Source organism: Lysobacter sp. CFH 32150, from assembly GCF_022758295.1.
Lineage (GTDB): Bacteria > Pseudomonadota > Gammaproteobacteria > Xanthomonadales > Xanthomonadaceae > CFH-32150.
On the sequence record NZ_JALDWJ010000007.1, the window covers coordinates 79,213 to 97,101 of the forward strand.

The 17,889-nt window shown below is 65.6% G+C and carries 16 protein-coding genes; 7 read left to right on the forward strand and 9 right to left on the reverse strand.

Annotation, left to right across the window (positions count from 1 at the left end; translation table 11 throughout):
• Positions 1-26 precede the first annotated feature (26 nt).
• From MO486_RS10240 to MO486_RS10270, 7 genes are all read right to left on the reverse strand, one after another.
• Positions 27-1,577 carry a M4 family metallopeptidase gene (locus tag MO486_RS10240; RefSeq protein ID WP_242907091.1) on the reverse strand — a complete coding sequence of 517 codons (1,551 nt, stop codon included), beginning with the start codon at positions 1,575-1,577 and terminating at the stop codon, positions 27-29.
• Between the two features lie 260 nt (positions 1,578-1,837).
• The gene (gene glnE / locus MO486_RS10245) at positions 1,838-4,615 is read right to left on the reverse strand and encodes a bifunctional [glutamate--ammonia ligase]-adenylyl-L-tyrosine phosphorylase/[glutamate--ammonia-ligase] adenylyltransferase (protein ID WP_242907094.1); all 2,778 of its coding nucleotides are present in this window, start codon (positions 4,613-4,615) and stop codon (positions 1,838-1,840) included.
• A 236-nt stretch (positions 4,616-4,851) separates the two neighbouring features.
• Positions 4,852-6,474, reverse strand: a complete 1,623-nt coding sequence (locus MO486_RS10250) for an NAD(P)/FAD-dependent oxidoreductase (protein WP_242907096.1) — start codon at positions 6,472-6,474, stop codon at positions 4,852-4,854.
• A 60-nt stretch (positions 6,475-6,534) separates the two neighbouring features.
• On the reverse strand, positions 6,535-7,239 hold the full coding sequence (locus MO486_RS10255) for a TorF family putative porin (protein ID WP_242907098.1): 705 nt from the start codon (positions 7,237-7,239) through the stop codon (positions 6,535-6,537).
• 9 nt (positions 7,240-7,248) lie between these two features.
• Positions 7,249-8,490, reverse strand: coding sequence for a S8 family serine peptidase (locus MO486_RS10260; RefSeq protein ID WP_242907100.1), 1,242 nt, complete (start codon positions 8,488-8,490; stop codon positions 7,249-7,251).
• Between the two features lie 2 nt (positions 8,491-8,492).
• On the reverse strand, positions 8,493-9,152 hold the full coding sequence (locus MO486_RS10265) for a zf-HC2 domain-containing protein (RefSeq protein ID WP_242907102.1): 660 nt from the start codon (positions 9,150-9,152) through the stop codon (positions 8,493-8,495).
• Positions 9,149-9,748 (reverse strand): RNA polymerase sigma factor, encoded by a 600-nt coding sequence (locus MO486_RS10270; RefSeq protein ID WP_242907104.1) that lies wholly within the window; start codon positions 9,746-9,748, stop codon positions 9,149-9,151. The genes MO486_RS10265 and MO486_RS10270 overlap by 4 nt, the downstream gene beginning before the upstream one ends.
• A gap of 298 nt (positions 9,749-10,046) precedes the next feature.
• Between MO486_RS10270 and MO486_RS10275 the strand changes: the two genes are divergently transcribed.
• Entirely contained in the window at positions 10,047-10,346 is a 300-nt protein-coding gene (locus tag MO486_RS10275) for a TIGR03118 family protein (RefSeq protein ID WP_242907106.1), read from the forward strand.
• Positions 10,347-10,495: 149 nt separating this feature from the next.
• Here MO486_RS10275 and groL read toward each other — a convergent pair whose 3' ends face one another.
• Positions 10,496-12,136, reverse strand: a complete 1,641-nt coding sequence (gene groL / locus MO486_RS10280; RefSeq protein ID WP_242907108.1) for a chaperonin GroEL — start codon at positions 12,134-12,136, stop codon at positions 10,496-10,498.
• Between the two features lie 52 nt (positions 12,137-12,188).
• On the reverse strand, positions 12,189-12,476 hold the full coding sequence (gene groES / locus MO486_RS10285; RefSeq protein ID WP_242907110.1) for a co-chaperone GroES: 288 nt from the start codon (positions 12,474-12,476) through the stop codon (positions 12,189-12,191).
• A gap of 498 nt (positions 12,477-12,974) precedes the next feature.
• On the opposite strand from groES, the gene MO486_RS10290 reads away from it, so the two are divergent.
• From MO486_RS10290 to accB, 6 genes are all read left to right on the forward strand, one after another.
• Positions 12,975-13,406, forward strand: coding sequence for a helix-turn-helix transcriptional regulator (locus tag MO486_RS10290; RefSeq protein WP_255746670.1), 432 nt, complete (start codon positions 12,975-12,977; stop codon positions 13,404-13,406).
• Positions 13,407-13,485: 79 nt separating this feature from the next.
• Positions 13,486-13,818, forward strand: a complete 333-nt coding sequence (gene cutA / locus MO486_RS10295) for a divalent-cation tolerance protein CutA (protein WP_242907115.1) — start codon at positions 13,486-13,488, stop codon at positions 13,816-13,818.
• 27 nt (positions 13,819-13,845) lie between these two features.
• Positions 13,846-16,203: a protein-disulfide reductase DsbD gene (gene dsbD / locus MO486_RS10300; RefSeq protein ID WP_242907117.1), complete on the forward strand. Its 2,358-nt coding sequence runs from the start codon at positions 13,846-13,848 to the stop codon at positions 16,201-16,203.
• A 3-nt stretch (positions 16,204-16,206) separates the two neighbouring features.
• Positions 16,207-16,800, forward strand: coding sequence for a TlpA disulfide reductase family protein (locus MO486_RS10305; protein ID WP_242907119.1), 594 nt, complete (start codon positions 16,207-16,209; stop codon positions 16,798-16,800).
• 103 nt (positions 16,801-16,903) lie between these two features.
• Positions 16,904-17,350, forward strand: a complete 447-nt coding sequence (aroQ, locus tag MO486_RS10310; RefSeq protein WP_242907121.1) for a type II 3-dehydroquinate dehydratase — start codon at positions 16,904-16,906, stop codon at positions 17,348-17,350.
• A gap of 49 nt (positions 17,351-17,399) precedes the next feature.
• Positions 17,400-17,879, forward strand: a complete 480-nt coding sequence (gene accB / locus MO486_RS10315) for an acetyl-CoA carboxylase biotin carboxyl carrier protein (protein WP_242907124.1) — start codon at positions 17,400-17,402, stop codon at positions 17,877-17,879.
• Positions 17,880-17,889: the final 10 nt, after the last annotated feature.

A 17,889-nucleotide genomic window follows, 5' to 3' on the forward strand; every position in this document is an offset into this window, starting at 1 on the left:
GGGTGCTCCGATCGCGACTATCTGATTCAGTTGACCTTGACCGCGGACCAAGCGGTGGCAACCGCAATCGCCTCCGCCGAGGTGACGCCGTACAGGTCCTTCGCGGCGTTGATCGTGGCCGCGCGCGCACCGGCGTAGTTGGTGCTGGAGGTGAAGTACACGGTCAGCGCGCGGTACCAGATCTTCTGGGCCTTGGCGCGTCCGATGCCCGCGAACTGCGATCCGTTGCAGGTCGTCGGGGTGTGGTTGACGCCGCTGTAGGTCTTGGCGCCGGTGCCTTCGGCCAGCAGGTAGTAGAAGAAGTTGGCGACCCCCGAGGAATAGTGCACATCCAGGTTGCCAATGGTGTTGACGTAGCAATTGGGCGAGCGACCGTCGGCGGCCGGGTTGTACATCTTGCGCAGCGCCCACTGATTGGCGCTGCCGGGCACGTTGGCCAGGTAGATCTCCTCGCCAATCATGTAGTCCGGGGTGTCGTTGCTGTTGTTGGCATAGAACTCCACCATCGTGCCGAGAATGTCCGAGTTGGCTTCGTTCAGGCCGCCGGATTCACCGGAATAGATGAGGTTGGCGGTGCTGGCGTTGACGCCATGGCTCATCTCGTGACCGGCGATGTCGAGCGCGACCAACGGACCGATGTTGACGCCGTCGCCGTTGCCGTAGGTCATGCAGAAGCAGGCGTTGGACCAGAAGGCGTTGCTGTAGCGGAAACCGTAGTTCGCGCGGCTGTAGGCGGCTTTGCCGTTGTTGGCGATGCCGCTGCGACCGTGCACGTTCTTGTAGTAGTCCCAGGTGACCGAAGCGCCGTACTGGGCATCGGCAGCCATCGTGGCCTTGTCGGAGACGGTGTAGTTGCCCCAGACGTTGTCGCTGTCCTTGTAGACCTGGCCCGAGGTGCGGCTGTTGGAGGCGTCGATGGTGTAGCCGCCGCCGCGCGTCAGGTCACGCATCTCGTAACCGCCGGTGATGGCGTTGGTGGTCAGGGCGACGTCACCCGAATACAGGGTGCGGGCGGTGCCGGTGACGACGGCCGTCTCGAGGTTGCTCCAGCGCTCGAGAATCCTGCCGTTCCGGGCGTCGACCATGTAGGTCATGTCGGCCCGCTCGTTGAGAACGCGCACCTGCCAGGCGAGCCGGGCGGCGCCGCGACCGCGGGCGTAGACCACCAGCGTGCTCGCCGGCATGCCGACGAAATCGGAGCCGAACTCCGCACCGGCAAGGACGATGGCATCCGCCGCCTTCAGCGTGGGACGGGTGGATAGGTCTAGGTCATAGCCCAGGGAAACGGAAATGGACTTGTAGCGACCGTCGCGCGAATGCACGACCAGATCGCCGCCGATCACCGGCAGTCCGGCGTAGGTGCGCTCGAAGCGGACATGCTCGGTGCCGTCGGCATCGACGACCACGTCGCGGGCGTGGAACCGGTCGCCAACCGAGGCGTGGGCCGCGCCGCCGTGGCTGCGGATCTGATCAAGCGCGCGATCGATGGCCGGGTGGCCGGCATTGGCGGCGACAGCTTCGCCGGCACCGAGCGCCATCATGGTTGCCAGCGATAGCAGTGTGAGCTTCAAAGACATCAAGGACTCCCCTCCCGTGGCTGCCGAACTTGTGTGGTCCGTGGCGTTCACGGGCCGTTCGCAGAACCGCAAGGTAGCCATGCGTGGGCCAAGACCCCCACCCCCCAAGATGGGGGGGATGTCGCTCGGGTTGGCGGCCCGCTTTCTTAAGCCGTAGGCGGAGCGCGGTACACAGGGGCTGGATGCGGCGACCGCGCAAACGTCGCGGTTGCGCTATCTGCAATGTCCGCGGCTCGAAACCTGTCGCCGCTCCACCAGGCTCATGAAGCAGATTCGAAATCGAGTCCGCAGGTCTGCGTTGCGCTGCGAATCGCCGCTCGCGCGGTGCCGATCGCTTCGGTTTCTGCCGTGATGCGCGAACGCCGATCCAGTGTGCAGCGCAATCCGGAATCGAGCAGGACCGCGTGTGCGGCGGTGAGTTGCTCGCAAGTGCCAGTGTTGAATAGCGTCGCATCGCAGGCCGCGCGCAGCAGGCCCGGAGTGTCGCGTGGCGCCAGCAGGTGCGGATGCGCGTCGGCATTGCGCAGCACCAGGTATTGCAGCAGGAATTCGAGGTCGACCAGACCACCCTCGCCTTGCTTGAGGTCGAAGCGCGCGGCATCGCTGCGATCAAGTTCGGCGCGCATCTTGCGACGCATCGCGACGATGTCGTTGCGCAGAGCATCGTCATCGCGCGCCCTCGCCAGGGTCCCGCCGCGAACGTTCTCGAATTCGGCAAGCAACGTTGCATCGCCGGCGATGCCGCGTGCGCGCACCAGTGCCTGGTGCTCCCAGGTCCAGGCGCGTTCACGCTGGTAATCGGCAAAGCTGGCGAGGGTTGAAACCAGCAAGCCTTTCGCGCCGTCGGGGCGCAGGCGGACATCGACTTCGTACAGGCGGCCCGCGCCCGTCACGGTACCGAGCAAGGCAACGATCTTCTGCGCCAGCCGCGCGATCCAGCGCGACGCTTCGAGCGGCCGCGCACCATCGGAGTGGGCTTCGATCGGCGCGTCATACAGAAACACAAGATCGAGGTCGGAACCGAAACCGAGTTCCTCGCCGCCGAGGCTACCGTAGCCGAGCACGGCGAAGCGCGCATCCGCCAGGACGCCATGCGCGGCTCGCAGTTCGCGCTGCGCCAGGTGCAACACGACATGGATCACCGCGTCGGCCAGCCATGCCAGTTGCCGCGCGCTGTCCTGCGCCGGCTGGCGTGCGTCCAGCGTCGCCACGGCGATGCGGAAACTCAGTGCCTGGCGTTTCTCGTTGAGCGCCATCAATGCGGCTTCGGCGTCGTCCTCCAGCAACACCTGCACGCATTCGCCGGCGAGCGCGGCACGGTCTGGCAACGGGCCGGCGATGCGCAGGTCGAGCAGTTCGTCGAGCAGGAGCGGATGCGCAGCGAGGCGTTCGGCCAGCAACGCGCTACGTGAGACCACGTCGACCAGCCGCGCCAGGGCCGCCGGTTGTTCATCGAGCAGGGCGAGATAGCTGGCGCGCCGCAGCAGCGTGTGCAGCAGCGGCAACAGGCGACGCAGCGCGGCATCGGGTTGCGACGAACGCGCGGCCGCTTCGAGCAGCGCCGGCAGCACGCGATCCAGGCGCGCACGGGCCGCATCCGACAGATCGCGCACTCCCGGCGCACGAGCGAAGTCACGGAGGCTGCCATCGAGGTTGTCGCTGTCGTCGAAGCCGGCCGCGTTGAGCACATCCACATCGCCTGCGTCCGGCAGCGCGCGCCAATAGGCGGCAAGCTCGCTGGTCTCGCGTGCACGGCGGCGCGGTGCCAGCAACGCCGCGAACTCGGCGGCAACGCGCTCACGTTGCACATCCAGCGCGACGCGCAACCGCCCCCAGTCGGGATAACCAAGGCCGTGGGCAATGCGGGTGCGATCCCGCGCCTCCTCCGGCAACGCATGCGTTTGCGCATCGCGAAGCATCTGCAATCGGTTTTCGAGTCGGCGCAGGAAGCGATACGCCAGCGCGAGGGCATCACCGGTGTCGGCCGCGATATGTCCGGCTGCGACCAGGGCCTGCAGCGCCGGCAACAGGCGGCGTTCGCGCAGGGTCGGTTCGCGGCCACCGCGGATCAACTGCAGTGCCTGCACCAAGAATTCGATTTCGCGGATGCCGCCCGGGCCGCGCTTGATGTCGTCGGCGAGTTCCTTGCGCGCGACTTCGGCCGCGATCGCCGCCTTCATCTCGCGCAAGCCGTCGAGCGCGCCGTAATCGAGATAGCGCCGATACACGAACGGCCGTAGCGTTTCGAGGAAGCGCTCGCCCGCCGCAACATCGCCGGCAACCGGTCGTGCCTTCTGCCATGCATAGCGTTCCCAGTCGCGGCCATCGCGCTGGAAGTACGACTCCATCGCCGCGAACGGCAACGCGACGCGGCCGGCGTTGCCGAACGGGCGCAGGCGCAGGTCGACGCGATGGCTGAAGCCGTCGGCGGTGACTTCGTCGAGCAGTTTCGCCAGTTGCTGGCCGAGCCGCGCGAAGTAGTCCTCGGCCGCGAGTGCACGCGCTCCATCGCTCTCGCCGTCCTGCGGATAGGCGTAGACCAGATCGATGTCGGAAGAAAAATTCAGTTCTCCGCCGCCGAGCTTGCCGAGCCCGAACACGACCAGCTGCTGCGCATTCCCGTCGCTGTCGCGTACGGTGCCAAAGCGTTGCGCGAACTCGGCCTCGACTGCAGCGAGCGCGACCCGGAGACAGGTTTCGGCCAACTGGGTGCTGCCGGCCAGGGTGGCGTCGACGTCGTCGAACCCGCATACGTCGCGCCAGATCAGCCGCGTCGATTCGGCGGTGCGACAACGGCGCAACAGCGCAGGCCATTCGCTGCGATTTTCAACGGTGAGTTGCGGCGCAGGCGTTGCGCTGGCGCCATCGTCTGCGATGAGCGCAGCGAGCAGCTCCGGCTGCCGAACCAGCGTTTCGATGGCGAAATCGCTGGCGAGCGCGACACGGCGCAACTTCTCCAGGTTGCCGTGCTCCCCCAGGTCCGCGTTGACGGCGCGCAAGCGCGCCAGTGCGCGATCGGTGTAGGCGACTGGATCCATTTCGAGATTCTGGCATGCGGTGTCCGCCGCACTCTTTAGTGGAAGCGACGTCAGTCGCGATTGGAGGCCCATCGTTCGATCGTCGCGACTGACGTCGCTACCACAGGGCAATAAAAAAGCCCGCCCCGGTCGAACCGGTTGCGGGCCTGCTCCCTCCCCCACGTCGGGATGCGGAGCGATCGTGAAGGAATCGTTATTCGGTTTGCACGCTGCACTGCAAAATAATACTGCCCGGTTTAGGAAGCCACGGCCCGCAACCGAGTTCTGGCGTGGGCCAGATCAGGGATCCCGCGCTCCTGCAGCACCGCCCGCGCCGCGGTTTCGCCGGACTCGCAGCCGCCTTCCATGAAGCCCTGGGTGTCGAGCGCGCAGTGCTCGCCGGCAAAGTACAGGCCGCCCACGGTTTCGCCCATCGCGCCGCGCAGGCCGGTCCAGTCGCCGGGGCGGAAGCAGGCGTAGCTGCCCAGCGTCCACGGGTGTGACGGCCAGTGGAAGCGTGTTTCGCGTGCGCCTGTGCGCGCCGCCGCAAGGCCGGGAAAGACGCGATCGAGTGCAACGGTGGCGGCGTCGGCTTGGTGCTTCGGCGTGCCTTGTCCGAGTTCGACACCATGACGGCCGCCGGTGAAATTCGTGAGCACGCCGCCGGCGCCGGCTTGCTTGCGCGTGGTTTCCCAAGTGGTCTGGTACGGCAGGTCGCTCATCGATGCGCCATTGGCCTTGTGTTCGCGCCAGACCCGGTGGTCGTAGCCGATCATCAACTTCGCGTTGGTGCCGTAGGTGAGCGTGTCGATCGCACGACGTTTCGCTGCAGGCAGTTCGACCTCGATCGCCACCTTGCGCAGCAGCGTGAACGGCAACGCCAAGATCACTTGGCGCGCGATCACGTCCTGCGAAGCGGCGCCGCGCCGGAACGACAGGGCATAGCCCTCGCCGCGCGCGCGGATGGCTTCGAGCACGTTTCCGGTTTCGACAGCACCGCCGAGCTTTTCGCCTAACCGCTGCGGGATCAGGTCGTTGCCGCCGCGCACATGGAAGCGCTCGTCGCTTTCGCCGAATAACTTGAATGTGTCTTCGTCTTCGGTGCCGATGAAGGTCAACAGGTTCAGCGCCGACTGCTCGCCGATTTCCAGTCCCATCTCGGTGGTGTAAGCCACGTCGATCAACTTGCGTAGCCAGCCGGACACGCCATTGCGATCCAGCCATTGCGCGATCGACATCGCATCCAGTGCTTGGGCCTGCTGTCGATAGGCACCAGGTGGGTCGTTGTAGAGGATGTCGCCGTCGCCGAGCGTGGCCAGGTCGCGTTCGATCGCCGCGGCGACCGGGACGAAGGCCTCGACGATCTCGCGCTCGCCGATGTTGCGGCCGTCGAAAAACCAGGCGTCGGCTGCGGTTTCTCCGTCGAGCAGGTCATCGAGCTGCAGGCCGAGTTCCGTCGCGAGCGCGCGGATGCGGACATGGTTACTGTCGATCAGTTCACCGCCGAGTTCGATCACCTGTCCGTCCGGGAAATGGTCGCGCAGGCTCAACATGCGTCCACCGATGCGGTTCTGCGCTTCGAACACGCGCACCGGCACGCCGCCCTGGCGCAAGCGCCACGCCGCAGTCAGCCCCGCGATGCCGGCACCGACGATGACGACCTCGTCGCCGGCGGCTGCTGGCATGAGTTTCGATACCGGTGCGCAACCCGTGAGCAGCAAGCCAGCGCCTGCACCCTGCAGAAAACGTCGACGCGTTGTGTCGACACGCAATGCGCGTCCGCGCTCGTAGAATTCGTCCAAAGATTCGTGTGTGTGCGTGCTTGCACGCGCGATGCGCGCGGCACGTTGCAGCAAGGTGAAGAGTGGCGTGCGTGCCATGTCGTGTCCCTACGGTTGGTCTTCCAGCAAACGTGATCCCGGCAGCCGCACGGCCAACGGCTACCAGCTGCGCGACACGCTCAAGACCCAAGTACCGCGATGGACGCAGTCGCGACAGACGGGGTAGGACGGGTAGTGCCCACGCTCGCCTTCGCTGTGGACCCATGCCAGCTGCAGGTCGAAGTCGTGCAGCGTCGTACCGAGGCCGAGGCGGGCATCGAGGCGATGGCGTTCCAGGCCGTAGTCGGTTTCTTCCGATCTGCCACGCTGCAGGCGGCCCAGGTGCGCCAGCAGGCGGACATGCTCGGACAACGGCTGCGCGAAGTTGAGTTCGGCATAGACGACGGGGGTTTCTTCGCGGAAATAACGCGGCGCGTAATAGAGCCTGCCACTGAGTCGTTCCGCGCTCAGGCCGACATACAGCTCGGGATAGTCATAGCCAGAGGTACCACCGAAGAAGGCCGAATAACTGACGCCTGCTTCCGCATCGAGACCGTCGCGCAGACGCCATGCATATCCGGCGTAGGACAGCAATTGCGCACGCAGCTGCTGAGCGCGTCCGAACTTCAGGCTCGAAGCGAACGCACCGGCATACCAGCCATTGCTGCGGTCGTAGGCCAGGCCGAACTGCACGGCGGGACCACGATCACTGAGCGACACGCCACGGAGCCGGTAGTCCGAAACCAGCGCAACGCTGCCCGAGACCTGGGCGCGGGCATCGCATACGAACAACCATGCGCACAACACAACCGCGCGATAGAACACGGGAACGCCTCATCGGCGCGGCATCGAATTCGCTGTCTGTCCTGCAGCGCAGTCGCAAGCGCAACGCTGGGCCACGCTTTCGACTGCGGCACAGGCGTCGATCAACGCAGGCCGCCTTGGCGCGGAGCCTACTGCATCCGTTGCGAGGGCGCTGCGCAGGCCGGCGGCGTGCAACCGCGGCGAGAGCTGGCGCAGCAGTGCGGCGAGGCCGCTGACCTGCGCGGCAGCGAAGGAGGCACCCGACACCAATGTCCAGCCACCGCCGGAGGTGGTGGTCGGGATGCCATGCGCGGGCGCCAGCAGCGCATCCGTCCGGTGGTGGCCATCGCGCGCATCGGCGACGGCGAACACGCCGGGGTGTGCGGCCGGAAAGCCACCATCCGCCGCGTGCGCATCGACGGCGCCGATCACGATCACGCCTTGCCGCAACGCCGCGTCGAGCAAACGTGCAAGCAGGCGATCCGGCGGGCCGGTCAAGCTCAGGTTGAACACGTCCGCGCGTTGCGTCAGTGCGAATTGCAGGGCCTTGGCCAGAGTGAAACTGCTGCAGATGGCGGCGTTGTCTCCGCGCGCAGGCTGCCAGCACGCGCGCAGCGCCAATAAACGTGCCCTCGGCGCGATGCCGGCGATGCCGATGCCATTGTCGGCACGCGCTACCAGGATGCCCGCGATTTGGGTGCCATGGGTTTCCGCCGGCATGGCACCGGCATCGACGAAGTTGCGCGTCAACGCCACTTGTCCGCGCAGATCCGGATGCGCCGTGTCCACCCCGGTGTCCAGCACGGCCACGGTGACACTGCGGCCGGTTGCCAACCTGTGCAGTTCGCGCAAATTCCAGTTGGCGATGGCAGGCTGCGCCGCGGATAGCGGATCGCCCGCGCCGAGCGTGTGGAAGCGTTGCATAGGCTGCACGGATTCCACGCGCGGGTCGGCTGCGAGCAACTCCACGGCGCGCCTGCTGGTATCGCCGGTCGCGGCCTCGAGCACGAAACAATCCAGCCCCAGCGCCGGCATCGGCCAGTCGTCGACCAAGCGCAGGCCATGGGTACTGGCAAGTGTGCGCGCGATGCGCCGACGGGCTTCGCGACCGGGCGCGGACTCGTAGTTGCCGGCGGCATAGGCATCGGGACGGAAATGCGACGGCGGCACGCGGAGCATCAGCAGCAGTTGGCGATCTTCCATGGGCTGGTCTGCCGCGGCGCTTGTCGCTGCAAACAGGACCAGCAACACGAAGGCGAAGAGCGCACGCATGGTCACTCGACCGGGTCCAGGCGTTCGACCATCGTCACGCCAGGCGCGGCGCGCAACGCATCGCGGACGCTCGACGCACGCGTGGCGGGCACGGCAAGCACGTACGCACCGGCATCGCTCGGACCGTCGATGATGCGCGCCTGGCTCGCGCGGAGCAGTTGGCGCATCTGCGCCTGGCTGATGTGTGGATCGAACACAACGACCAGCTGGCGCACGTCTTCTTGCGACGCGGCAGCAGGGGCCGCATCACCCAGCGTGCGATAGCGCGCGCCGGGACGATCCGGACCGATCAGCACCACCGTCAGTACCAGCACGACCAACGCCTGCACCGCGACAGTGCCGCGCAGCCATTGGGGCGTCAGCATCCAGCCGCGGCGCAGCGACTGCCAACGCGATGCGCGCGGCGTCGTGCCATGCACCGACAAGCGGCCACGCAGGCGTTGGAACGACGCGCTGGCATCGACCGCAGGCGCGGCATCCGCATGCAGGTCCTGCAGTTGTTGCAGCACGGCGATTTCGCCGCGACAGTGCGCGCACTCAGCCAGGTGGCCCTCCACCAACACGCGTTCGTCCTGCTCCAGCGTGCCGTTGACGAACCACGGCAGCAACCGCTCCGTTTCGCTGTGCGCCGAACCTTCGAACCGCAGCACATGCCCGCTCATATCGCCTCCTCGAGATTCGTGCCGAGCAGGGTCTTGAGTCGTCGACGTGCGTAGAACATCCGCGTCTTCACCGTGTCGACCGGGCAATCCATGATCTGCGCGATCTCACGACAGGCGTAACCGAGGTAATAGGTCAGTTCGATCACGGCCCGTTGCTCGGCCGACAGCGCCATCAGCGCCTGGACCAGGCGTGCACGCACTTCGTGCTGCTGCAACTCGATATCGGGTCCGGCCTGCATGGATTCGGTGTGCGGTTCGGCCTCCGCTTCGACGGCATCATCGACCTTGCGCAAGGCCTGCAGCGCCTGGCGGTATGCGATCGCGAAGATCCAGGTCGAGACTTTCGCGTTCGGGTAGTAGGTGTGCGCTTTGCGCCACACCACCAGCATCGTGTCGTCGAGAATCTCCTCGGCCAGCGCCGGGCGCCGAGTCATGCCCGCGAGGAAACGCATCAGTCGCGGGTGATACAAGCGATACAACGTTTCGAAAGAGCCCATGTCTTCGGCAGCAATCCGGCCCATCAGGCCGACTTCATCCACCGGCGCAACGTTATCCGTTGCACCGCGTCCATCCCCCCGGCCCGACGGTCGCGCCATGCACCTTGATCCTCGTTTACCGGTGAATGCCAGAACAAGCCGCTGCGGTTCAATTCTGGGCGTGCATCCATCTCGAAATGTTGCGACAGCGTGAGGGTGAACTGGCTCCGCCGCTCGGGCATACACAAGGTGCCGCAGCTCCCATGCAGTGACGCCGCGGCCCTTCCCCCGCTCCGGTCGCCTTGCCGGCAGGTGCATTCACCGATCCGGCGATTCCCGCGGGCTTCGCCCCGTTCGGCATCCAGGCCCTCAACGGCAACATCTACGTCACCTATGCCCCGGCGCATCGCATCATCGCGTGGGGCTCAACGCACCGTGGGGCGTGGCGCAGGCGCCGGCGGGATTCGGTGTGTTCAGCAATGCGTTGCTGATCGGCAACTTCGGCGACGGCCGCATCAACGCCTACGAGCCTGTGTTCAATATCCCGATGGGTCCGCTGCGCGATCGCCATTTCCGCCCGATCCAGATCGATGGCCTATGGGGGATCGCATTCGGCAACGGGTTCCAGAATCAACCGGTCAACACGCTGTTCTTTGCCGCGGGGCCGGATCACGAGGAGCATGGACTGTACGGACGCCTGGGTCTGATTACGAACTGAGGCTTGGAAGGTTCGCTGCTTGCCCAAAGAAAAACCCCGCCTCGCGGCGGGGTTTTTCGTGTGCCTTGGACGTCCGCCGTGTTGAGCGGCCAAAGGCCGTTCGAACACGGCGAGTTATCCGGCGTCGTAGGCGCCCGGATAACGGGTACTTAGAAATCCATGCCGCCCATGCCACCCATGCCACCGCCGCCCGGCATCGCCGGTTCGTCCTTCTTCGGCGCTTCGGCCACCATCGCTTCGGTGGTGATCATCAGTCCGGCAATCGACGCGGCGTTCTGCAGCGCGGTGCGGGTGACCTTGGTCGGATCGAGGATGCCGAACGCAACCATGTCGCCGTACTCGCCGGTCTGGGCGTTGTAGCCGAAGTTGCCGCTACCGTCCTTGACCTTGTTGAGCACGACCGACGGCTCTTCGCCGGCGTTGGCAACGATCTCGCGCAGCGGCGCTTCCATCGCACGCAACGCGATCTGGATGCCGTGGTTCTGGTCTTCGTTGACGCCCTTCAGGCCGCCGATGGTCGCCAGCGCGCGGATCAGGGCGACGCCGCCGCCCGGGACCACGCCCTCTTCCACTGCCGCGCGGGTGGCGTGCAGGGCATCTTCGACGCGCGCCTTCTTTTCCTTCATCTCGATCTCGGTCGAAGCACCGACCTTGATCACCGCCACGCCGCCGGCCAGCTTGGCCACGCGTTCCTGCAGCTTCTCGCGGTCGTAGTCGGAGGAGGTCTCCTCGATCTGCGCCTTGATCTGCTTGATGCGGCCTTCGATGGCGGAGGTTTCGCCGGCGCCGTCGATGATGGTGGTGTTTTCCTTGGTGACCTGCACCTTCTTGGCACGGCCGAGGTCCTTGATCGTGGCCTTCTCCAGCGACAGGCCGACTTCCTCGGAGATCACGGTGCCGCCGGTGAGGGTGGCCATGTCTTCCAGCATCGCCTTGCGACGATCGCCGAAGCCCGGGGCCTTCACTGCGCAGACCTTGACGATGCCGCGGATGGTGTTGACGACGAGGGTCGCCAGCGCTTCGCCTTCGACTTCCTCGGCGACGATCAGCAGCGGCTTGCCGGCCTTGGCCACGCCTTCGAGGACGGGCAGCAGGTCGCGCACGTTGGAGATCTTCTTGTCGTACAGCAGCACGAACGGATCTTCCAGTTCGGCCGACATCGACTGCTGGTTGTTGATGAAGTACGGCGACAGGTAGCCGCGGTCGAACTGCATGCCCTCGACGACGTCGAGTTCGTTCTCGAGACCGGAGCCTTCTTCAACCGTGATCACGCCTTCCTTGCCGACCTTCTTCATCGCGTCGGCGATGATGTTGCCGATCGACTCATCGCTGTTCGCCGAGATCGTGCCGACCTGGGCGATCGCCTTGTCGTCGGCGGTCGGCTTGCTGATGTTCTTCAGCTCGGCGACGGCGGCGTGCACCGCCTTGTCGATGCCGCGCTTGAGGTCCATCGGGTTCATGCCGGCGGCGACCGCCTTCATGCCTTCGCGGATCAGCGCCTGCGCCAGCACGGTCGCGGTGGTGGTGCCGTCGCCGGCATTGTCGGAAGTCTTGGAAGCGACTTCCTTCACCATCTGCGCGCCCATGTTCTCGAACTTGTCAGCCAGCTCGATTTCCTTGGCGACGGACACGCCGTCCTTGGTGATCGTCGGCGCGCCGTAGCTCTTCTCGAGCACGACATTGCGGCCCTTCGGGCCGAGCGTTGCCTTGACGGCATTGGCGAGAATGTTGACGCCGCGCACCATCTTCGCGCGCGCGTCCTCACCGAAACGGATTTCCTTGGCAGCCATTGCGGATTACCTCAAGAGAATTTCGAAATAGAAAATTTGGTGGAAGCGACGATCAGCCGAGCACGGCGAAAATGTCGTCTTCCTTCACCACCAGGTAGTCGGTGCCGTCGAGCTTCACTTCGGTGCCGCTGTACTTGCCGAACAACACTTTGTCGCCAACCTTCACCTTTGGTGCGCGGATGGTGCCGTTGTCGAAGGCCTTGCCTTCGCCGACGGCGACGACTTCGCCCTTGATCGGCTTCTCGGTAGCGGAATCCGGGATGACGATGCCGCCGGCGGACACCTTTTCTTCTTCCATGCGCTTGATGACCACGCGGTCGTAGAGCGGCTTGATATTCATTGCAACCCTCTTAAGTGGTTGATTGGTCTGGGAAACGGTCGGCGATTCTAGCAGTCGCCCGTGACGACTGCCAAACCCCGGCGCAGAAAAAGCCCGGCAAACCGGGACTGTGCAGAGATGCGGCCTGGGGACGCGCTTTCAAGCGACCGGGAATAAAAAAAGCGCGCACATTGCTGTGCGCGCTCGGGAAAAAGGGGGAGGGCCATCCTGGCTGCGGATCCTTCCGCGGCTCCCCTGCAGAGCCGACTTCTTGTCGACGGCCCCAGCTTGCGCACGTCCTATAAAACTGTGAAGGGGGTCTGGACGGAAAATAACGCCAGCATTGGTAGGCGAACGGCGTACAGCCAAGCCTGCACCTTGTAGGGGGCTCCAATTAGGCACCAAAAGCGGACATCCTCATGCGATTATCATTCACTCTGTGACTATTGGTAACTTTTTCGCTATTGCTAGGTGAAAACCCTGTGTAACGTCGTACCACCTGCCCGTCTCGGTACCTCCATGACCTCTCAACACAGGATCCGCCTCGCCCGCCGCCACGCCAACATGTCCCAGACTCAGTTGGCGCAAGCCGTGGGCGTGCAGCGCAGTGCGGTCAGCCATTGGGAAGCGCCGCAGGGCAAGAACCCCAGCGTCAAACACCTGCGCGAAGTCGCGCTGGTCACCGGCGTGCAGTTCGAATGGCTGGTGACTGGCCGCGGCGAGATGACACCGTCGCGTGATGCGGTGCTGGACTCGGTCGCTGCGGTAGACGCGCTACTGATCGACGACCCGCTCGAGCAACGCCTGCTACTGGCCTTCCGCGAGGCGCCGACCCGGGCGCGGCTGGCCTTGGTGGAAGTGGTGGAAGAGCTGGCGGCACAACGCACCGGACGCAGCCGCATACGTACCGGCGCGCCCCGGGTCGGACGGGAATACGACTCTTTGAGCTGAGTCCGTCAGCGCATACGGAGCGTGCCCCAAGCCGCTGCGGTTACGCTATGCGCCTCGTTCCGCGGTCTGACGCCACGCTGTGACTGTTCTGGTCTGCTTCTGCACCTGTCCCGACGCCGATTCCGCCGCCCGCCTCGCCGATGCGCTGGTCGGGGAGCGTCTGGCCGCTTGCGTCAGCGTCGTGCCCGGATTGCGGTCGGTGTATCGCTGGCAGGGCGCGATCGAGCGCAGCGACGAGAGCCTGCTGCTGATCAAGACCAGCCGCGATCGCCTCGAGACGCTCACCGCGCGGGTGCGCGACCTGCATCCCTATGAACTGCCGGAGGTGGTCGCGGTCGAAGTCGCCGGCGGCCTATCCACCTACCTCGACTGGGTCGTCGAACAGACTCGTCCGGATCACCCCCAGCCCTGAACGATGCGATCCTGACTGATGCGATTGATGACCCGATTACTGCGCTGCACCCTGGCGGCCACTGCCCTGCTGCTCGCCATCGTACCCGCGCATGCGGTCGACGAGGACGACTTGCTGCCGGTCGACCAAGCCTTCGTGCTCAGCGCGACCGCGCCGTCGCGCGAGCGCATCGAGATCAGCTGGAAGATCGCCGACGGTTATTACTTGTACAAGCACCGCATCGGCGCGCAACCGACCGATTCGAGTTTCAAGTTCAATCCACTGCAGCTGCCTGCCGGCAAGCCGAAGCACGACGAATTCTTCGGCGACGTCGAGACTTATCACGGCGCGTTGACGGCGGTACTGACCGGAGCATCCGCGACCGGCGTCGACGCGATCACGTTGAAAGTGAAATACCAGGGCTGCGCAGAGGCCGGCGTGTGCTATCCGCCGCAGACGCGGACGCTGACAGTCGCATTGCCGGCCGACGCCAACGTTGCAAGCGGCGATGACGGCCTCTCCGCGCTCGGACGCAGCCTTGCTGGCGGCAGCGCCGCACCGCTGCTCGGCACCGCGCCAACGGGTGGCACCGATGCACTGCCGTTACCACCGGAACAGGCGTTCGGGGTCGAAGCGATCGCCTTCGACGGCAACACCGTGCTGCTGCGCTTCACGCCGGCGCCGGGGTATTACCTGTATCGCGACAAGACGCGACTGAAGCTCGACGCCAATGACGGAAGCGCGCTTGCCGGGATCTCGCTCGATCGCCCGCGCTGGCCCAAGGGCGTGTCGCACCGCGATGAGCACTTCGGCAACGTCATCGTCTATTTCGACCAGGTCGAAGTCCCGGTGCCGCTGCGCCGCGAACATGCCGACGCGGCCGAAGCCACGCTGACCGTCGGCTTCCAGGGCTGCCAGACCGACGGCATCTGCTATCCGCCGATGACGCGCACGCTGGCGTTGTCGCTGCCGGCTGGCACGGTCACGCCAAAACCAAAACCCGGCGAAATGCCTGCCGGTACGGTGACCGAGATCGCCGCGGCCGATGCTGGCGAAGCCGATGTTGCCAACTCGCCGTTTGTCGCTGGCGGCAGCGATGCCTTGCCGACCCAAGCGGAAGACTCCCGCCTTGCTGCTGCCTTGGCTGGCCCAAACAAGCTATGGGCCCTGCTCCTCTTCTTTGGCGGCGGCTTGCTGCTTTCGTTTACGCCCTGCGTGTATCCGATGATCCCGATCCTCTCCGGCCTCATCGCCGGCCGCGGCGAACGCATCGGCGCGCAGCGTGCGTTCACGCTGTCGTTCGTCTACGTGCTGGCGAATGCGCTGGTGTTCACCGTCGCCGGTGTTGTCGCCGGCCTGGTGGGCGCGAATCTGCAAGCTGCCTTCCAGACACCATGGGTGCTGGTCGCCTTCGCCGGGTTGTTCGTTGCGCTGTCGCTATCGATGTTCGGCCTCTACGAGCTGCAACTGCCGGCGAGCTGGCGCGCACGACTCGGCGAGCTCAGCGACCATCAGCGTGGCGGCTCGTGGGCGGGCGTGGCCACCATGGGCGCGTTGTCGGCATTGATCGTCGGCCCATGCGTGGCACCGCCACTGGCGGCCGCGGTCCTCTACATCAGCAAGACCCAGGATCCGGTCCTCGGCGGCGCGGCGCTGTTCCTGTTGGCGATGGGCATGGGTGCGCCACTGTTGGCGTTCGGCGTCGCGGCCGGCCGCGGGCTGCCGACCAGCGGGCCGTGGATGATCGCGGTGCAGCGCGTGTTCGGCTTCGTCTTCATCGGGCTGGCGATCTGGATGTTGTCGCGGATCCTGCCAGCGTCGTGGGTGCTGGCGCTATGGGGGCTGCTGGCATTGGCGATGGCGACGTGGCTGCTCTCAAATAGCACCAACTCCGCCGCCACCACGCCACGTACGCGGATGGCAGCGCGTTTCGCCGCCGTGGTGCTGGGTGTCATCGGCGCGGCGCAATTGGTCGGCGCGCTTGCCGGCGGACGCGATCCATTGCAGCCGCTGGCCGGGGTGCTCGGCGCGCAACCCGCGCGCGAACTCGAGTTCAAACTGATCAAGTCCAGCGCCGACCTCGACCGCGAGATCGACGCCGCGCGCGCAGCGGGCAAGCCATTGCTGTTCGACTTCTATGCCGACTGGTGCGTGGCCTGCAAGGAAATGGAGAAATACACCTTCACCGAAGCCAGCGTGCATGCCGCGCTCGCCGGCTTCGTGCTGCTGAAAGCCGATGTGACCGCCAACGATGCCGTCGACCAGGCGTTGATGCAGCGCTTCGGCATCATCGGCCCGCCCGCAACCTTGTTCTTCGTCGATGGCGCCGAACGCCGCGAACTGCGGCTGATCGGCTTCGAAAAGACGGACGAGTTCGTCGCGCGCACACAACGCGCACAGGATTGATCGATGCGCGGGATCACCAAGGTCGTCCTAGTCGCGCTGGCAGCCGGAGCGCTGGGGGCTGTCGCGGGCCTCGCCACGACCGGCCCCGGGCCACTGTTGCGCACTGAGTTCGGCCAACGTGCTCTCAACGCGTGGCTATCGCGCTCGGCTCCGGAGCCACCGACCGGCCTTGCGGTCGCCAGGCGCGGCGAGCCGATTCCCGCCTTCGGGCTCCGCAATCTGGCGCGGGACGTCGTCCAGATCCCCGGCGCATACGCTGGTCGACCATTGCTGATCAACGTCTGGGCGACTTGGTGTGGGCCCTGCCTGAAGGAAATGCCCGAATTGCAGCACTTCGCCGAACAATCCGGGAACAGCATGCAAGTGGTCGGCATCGCCTTGGATGACGTCGATGCCGTGAGGGCCTTCCTGGGGCAGACCACAGTCACCTATCCGATCCTGCTCGACACGCCCGGTGCAGGCGATGCCGGAGTGCGTCTTGGCAACCCAAAGGGCGTGCTGCCTTATTCGGTCCTGGTTTCGGCCGATGGTCGGCTGCTCAAGCAACGGATCGGGCCGTTCGCCACGGGCGAAATCGCAGGCTGGGCAAGGAATTAGAGCGCTCACTCAAACAACTCCTTAAATCCAGCGAACTTCTGCGAACTGGACACCATCCACAGGTTCGCGCAGACTGCGCCTCCGCTCCCGGTCCTGTTCGCGCATGGCGAAGCTGCTGGTCCTGCATGGCCCCAACCTCAACCTGCTCGGCACGCGCGAGCCGGAGATCTATGGCCACGCGACCCTGGTCCAGATCGACGCCGATCTCGCCCGCCGCGCCGAAACCGCCGGCCATACGCTGGAAAGCTTCCAGAGCAACGCCGAGCATGAGCTGGTCGAACGCGTGCAGGCCGCCCGCAGCGACGGCACCGCCTTCATCCTGATCAATCCCGCTGCCTTCACCCATACCTCGGTGGCGCTGCGCGATGCGCTGGCGGCGGTGGCATTGCCCTTCATCGAAGTGCACCTGTCCAACCCGCACGCGCGCGAACCGTTCCGCCACCACAGCTATTTCAGCGACCTCGCCGTGGGCGTGGTCGCGGGCTTCGGCCCGCTCAGCTACGGCCTCGCCCTGGCCGCGGCGGTGCACCGGCTCGACGCCAAAACCTGATTCCAATTGACCCGCCTTCTTAACCGAAGGCCCGACCCAGAGGCCCGCCATGGACCTGCGCAAAATCAAGAAGCTGATCGACCTGCTGGAAGAGTCGAACCTGGCTGAAATCGAAATCAAGGAAGGCGAGGAATCCGTGCGCTTGGCGCGCATGCCACGCGGCGGCGTCGCTGTCGCCGCGCCAGCACACGCGCCGCTGCACGTCGAGCACCGCGCCCCCGCCCCGATGCCGATGCAGTCGCCGACCGAGGCCGCCACCGGTGGCCATGCCAAGCCGCATTCCGACCTGCCGGAAGGCCACGTCGTCCGCGCACCGATGGTCGGCACCTTCTACGCCTCGCCCTCGCCTGACAAACCGGCCTTCGTCACCATCGGCCAGGCCGTCAAGGCCGGCGACACCCTCGGCATCATCGAGGCGATGAAGATGTTCAACCCGATCGAAGCCGACGTCTCCGGCACCGTGCTCAAGGTGATGGTCGAGAGCGGCCAGCCGATCGAGTTCGATGAACCGCTGTTCGTGATCGGCTGAGGCGGGCGTG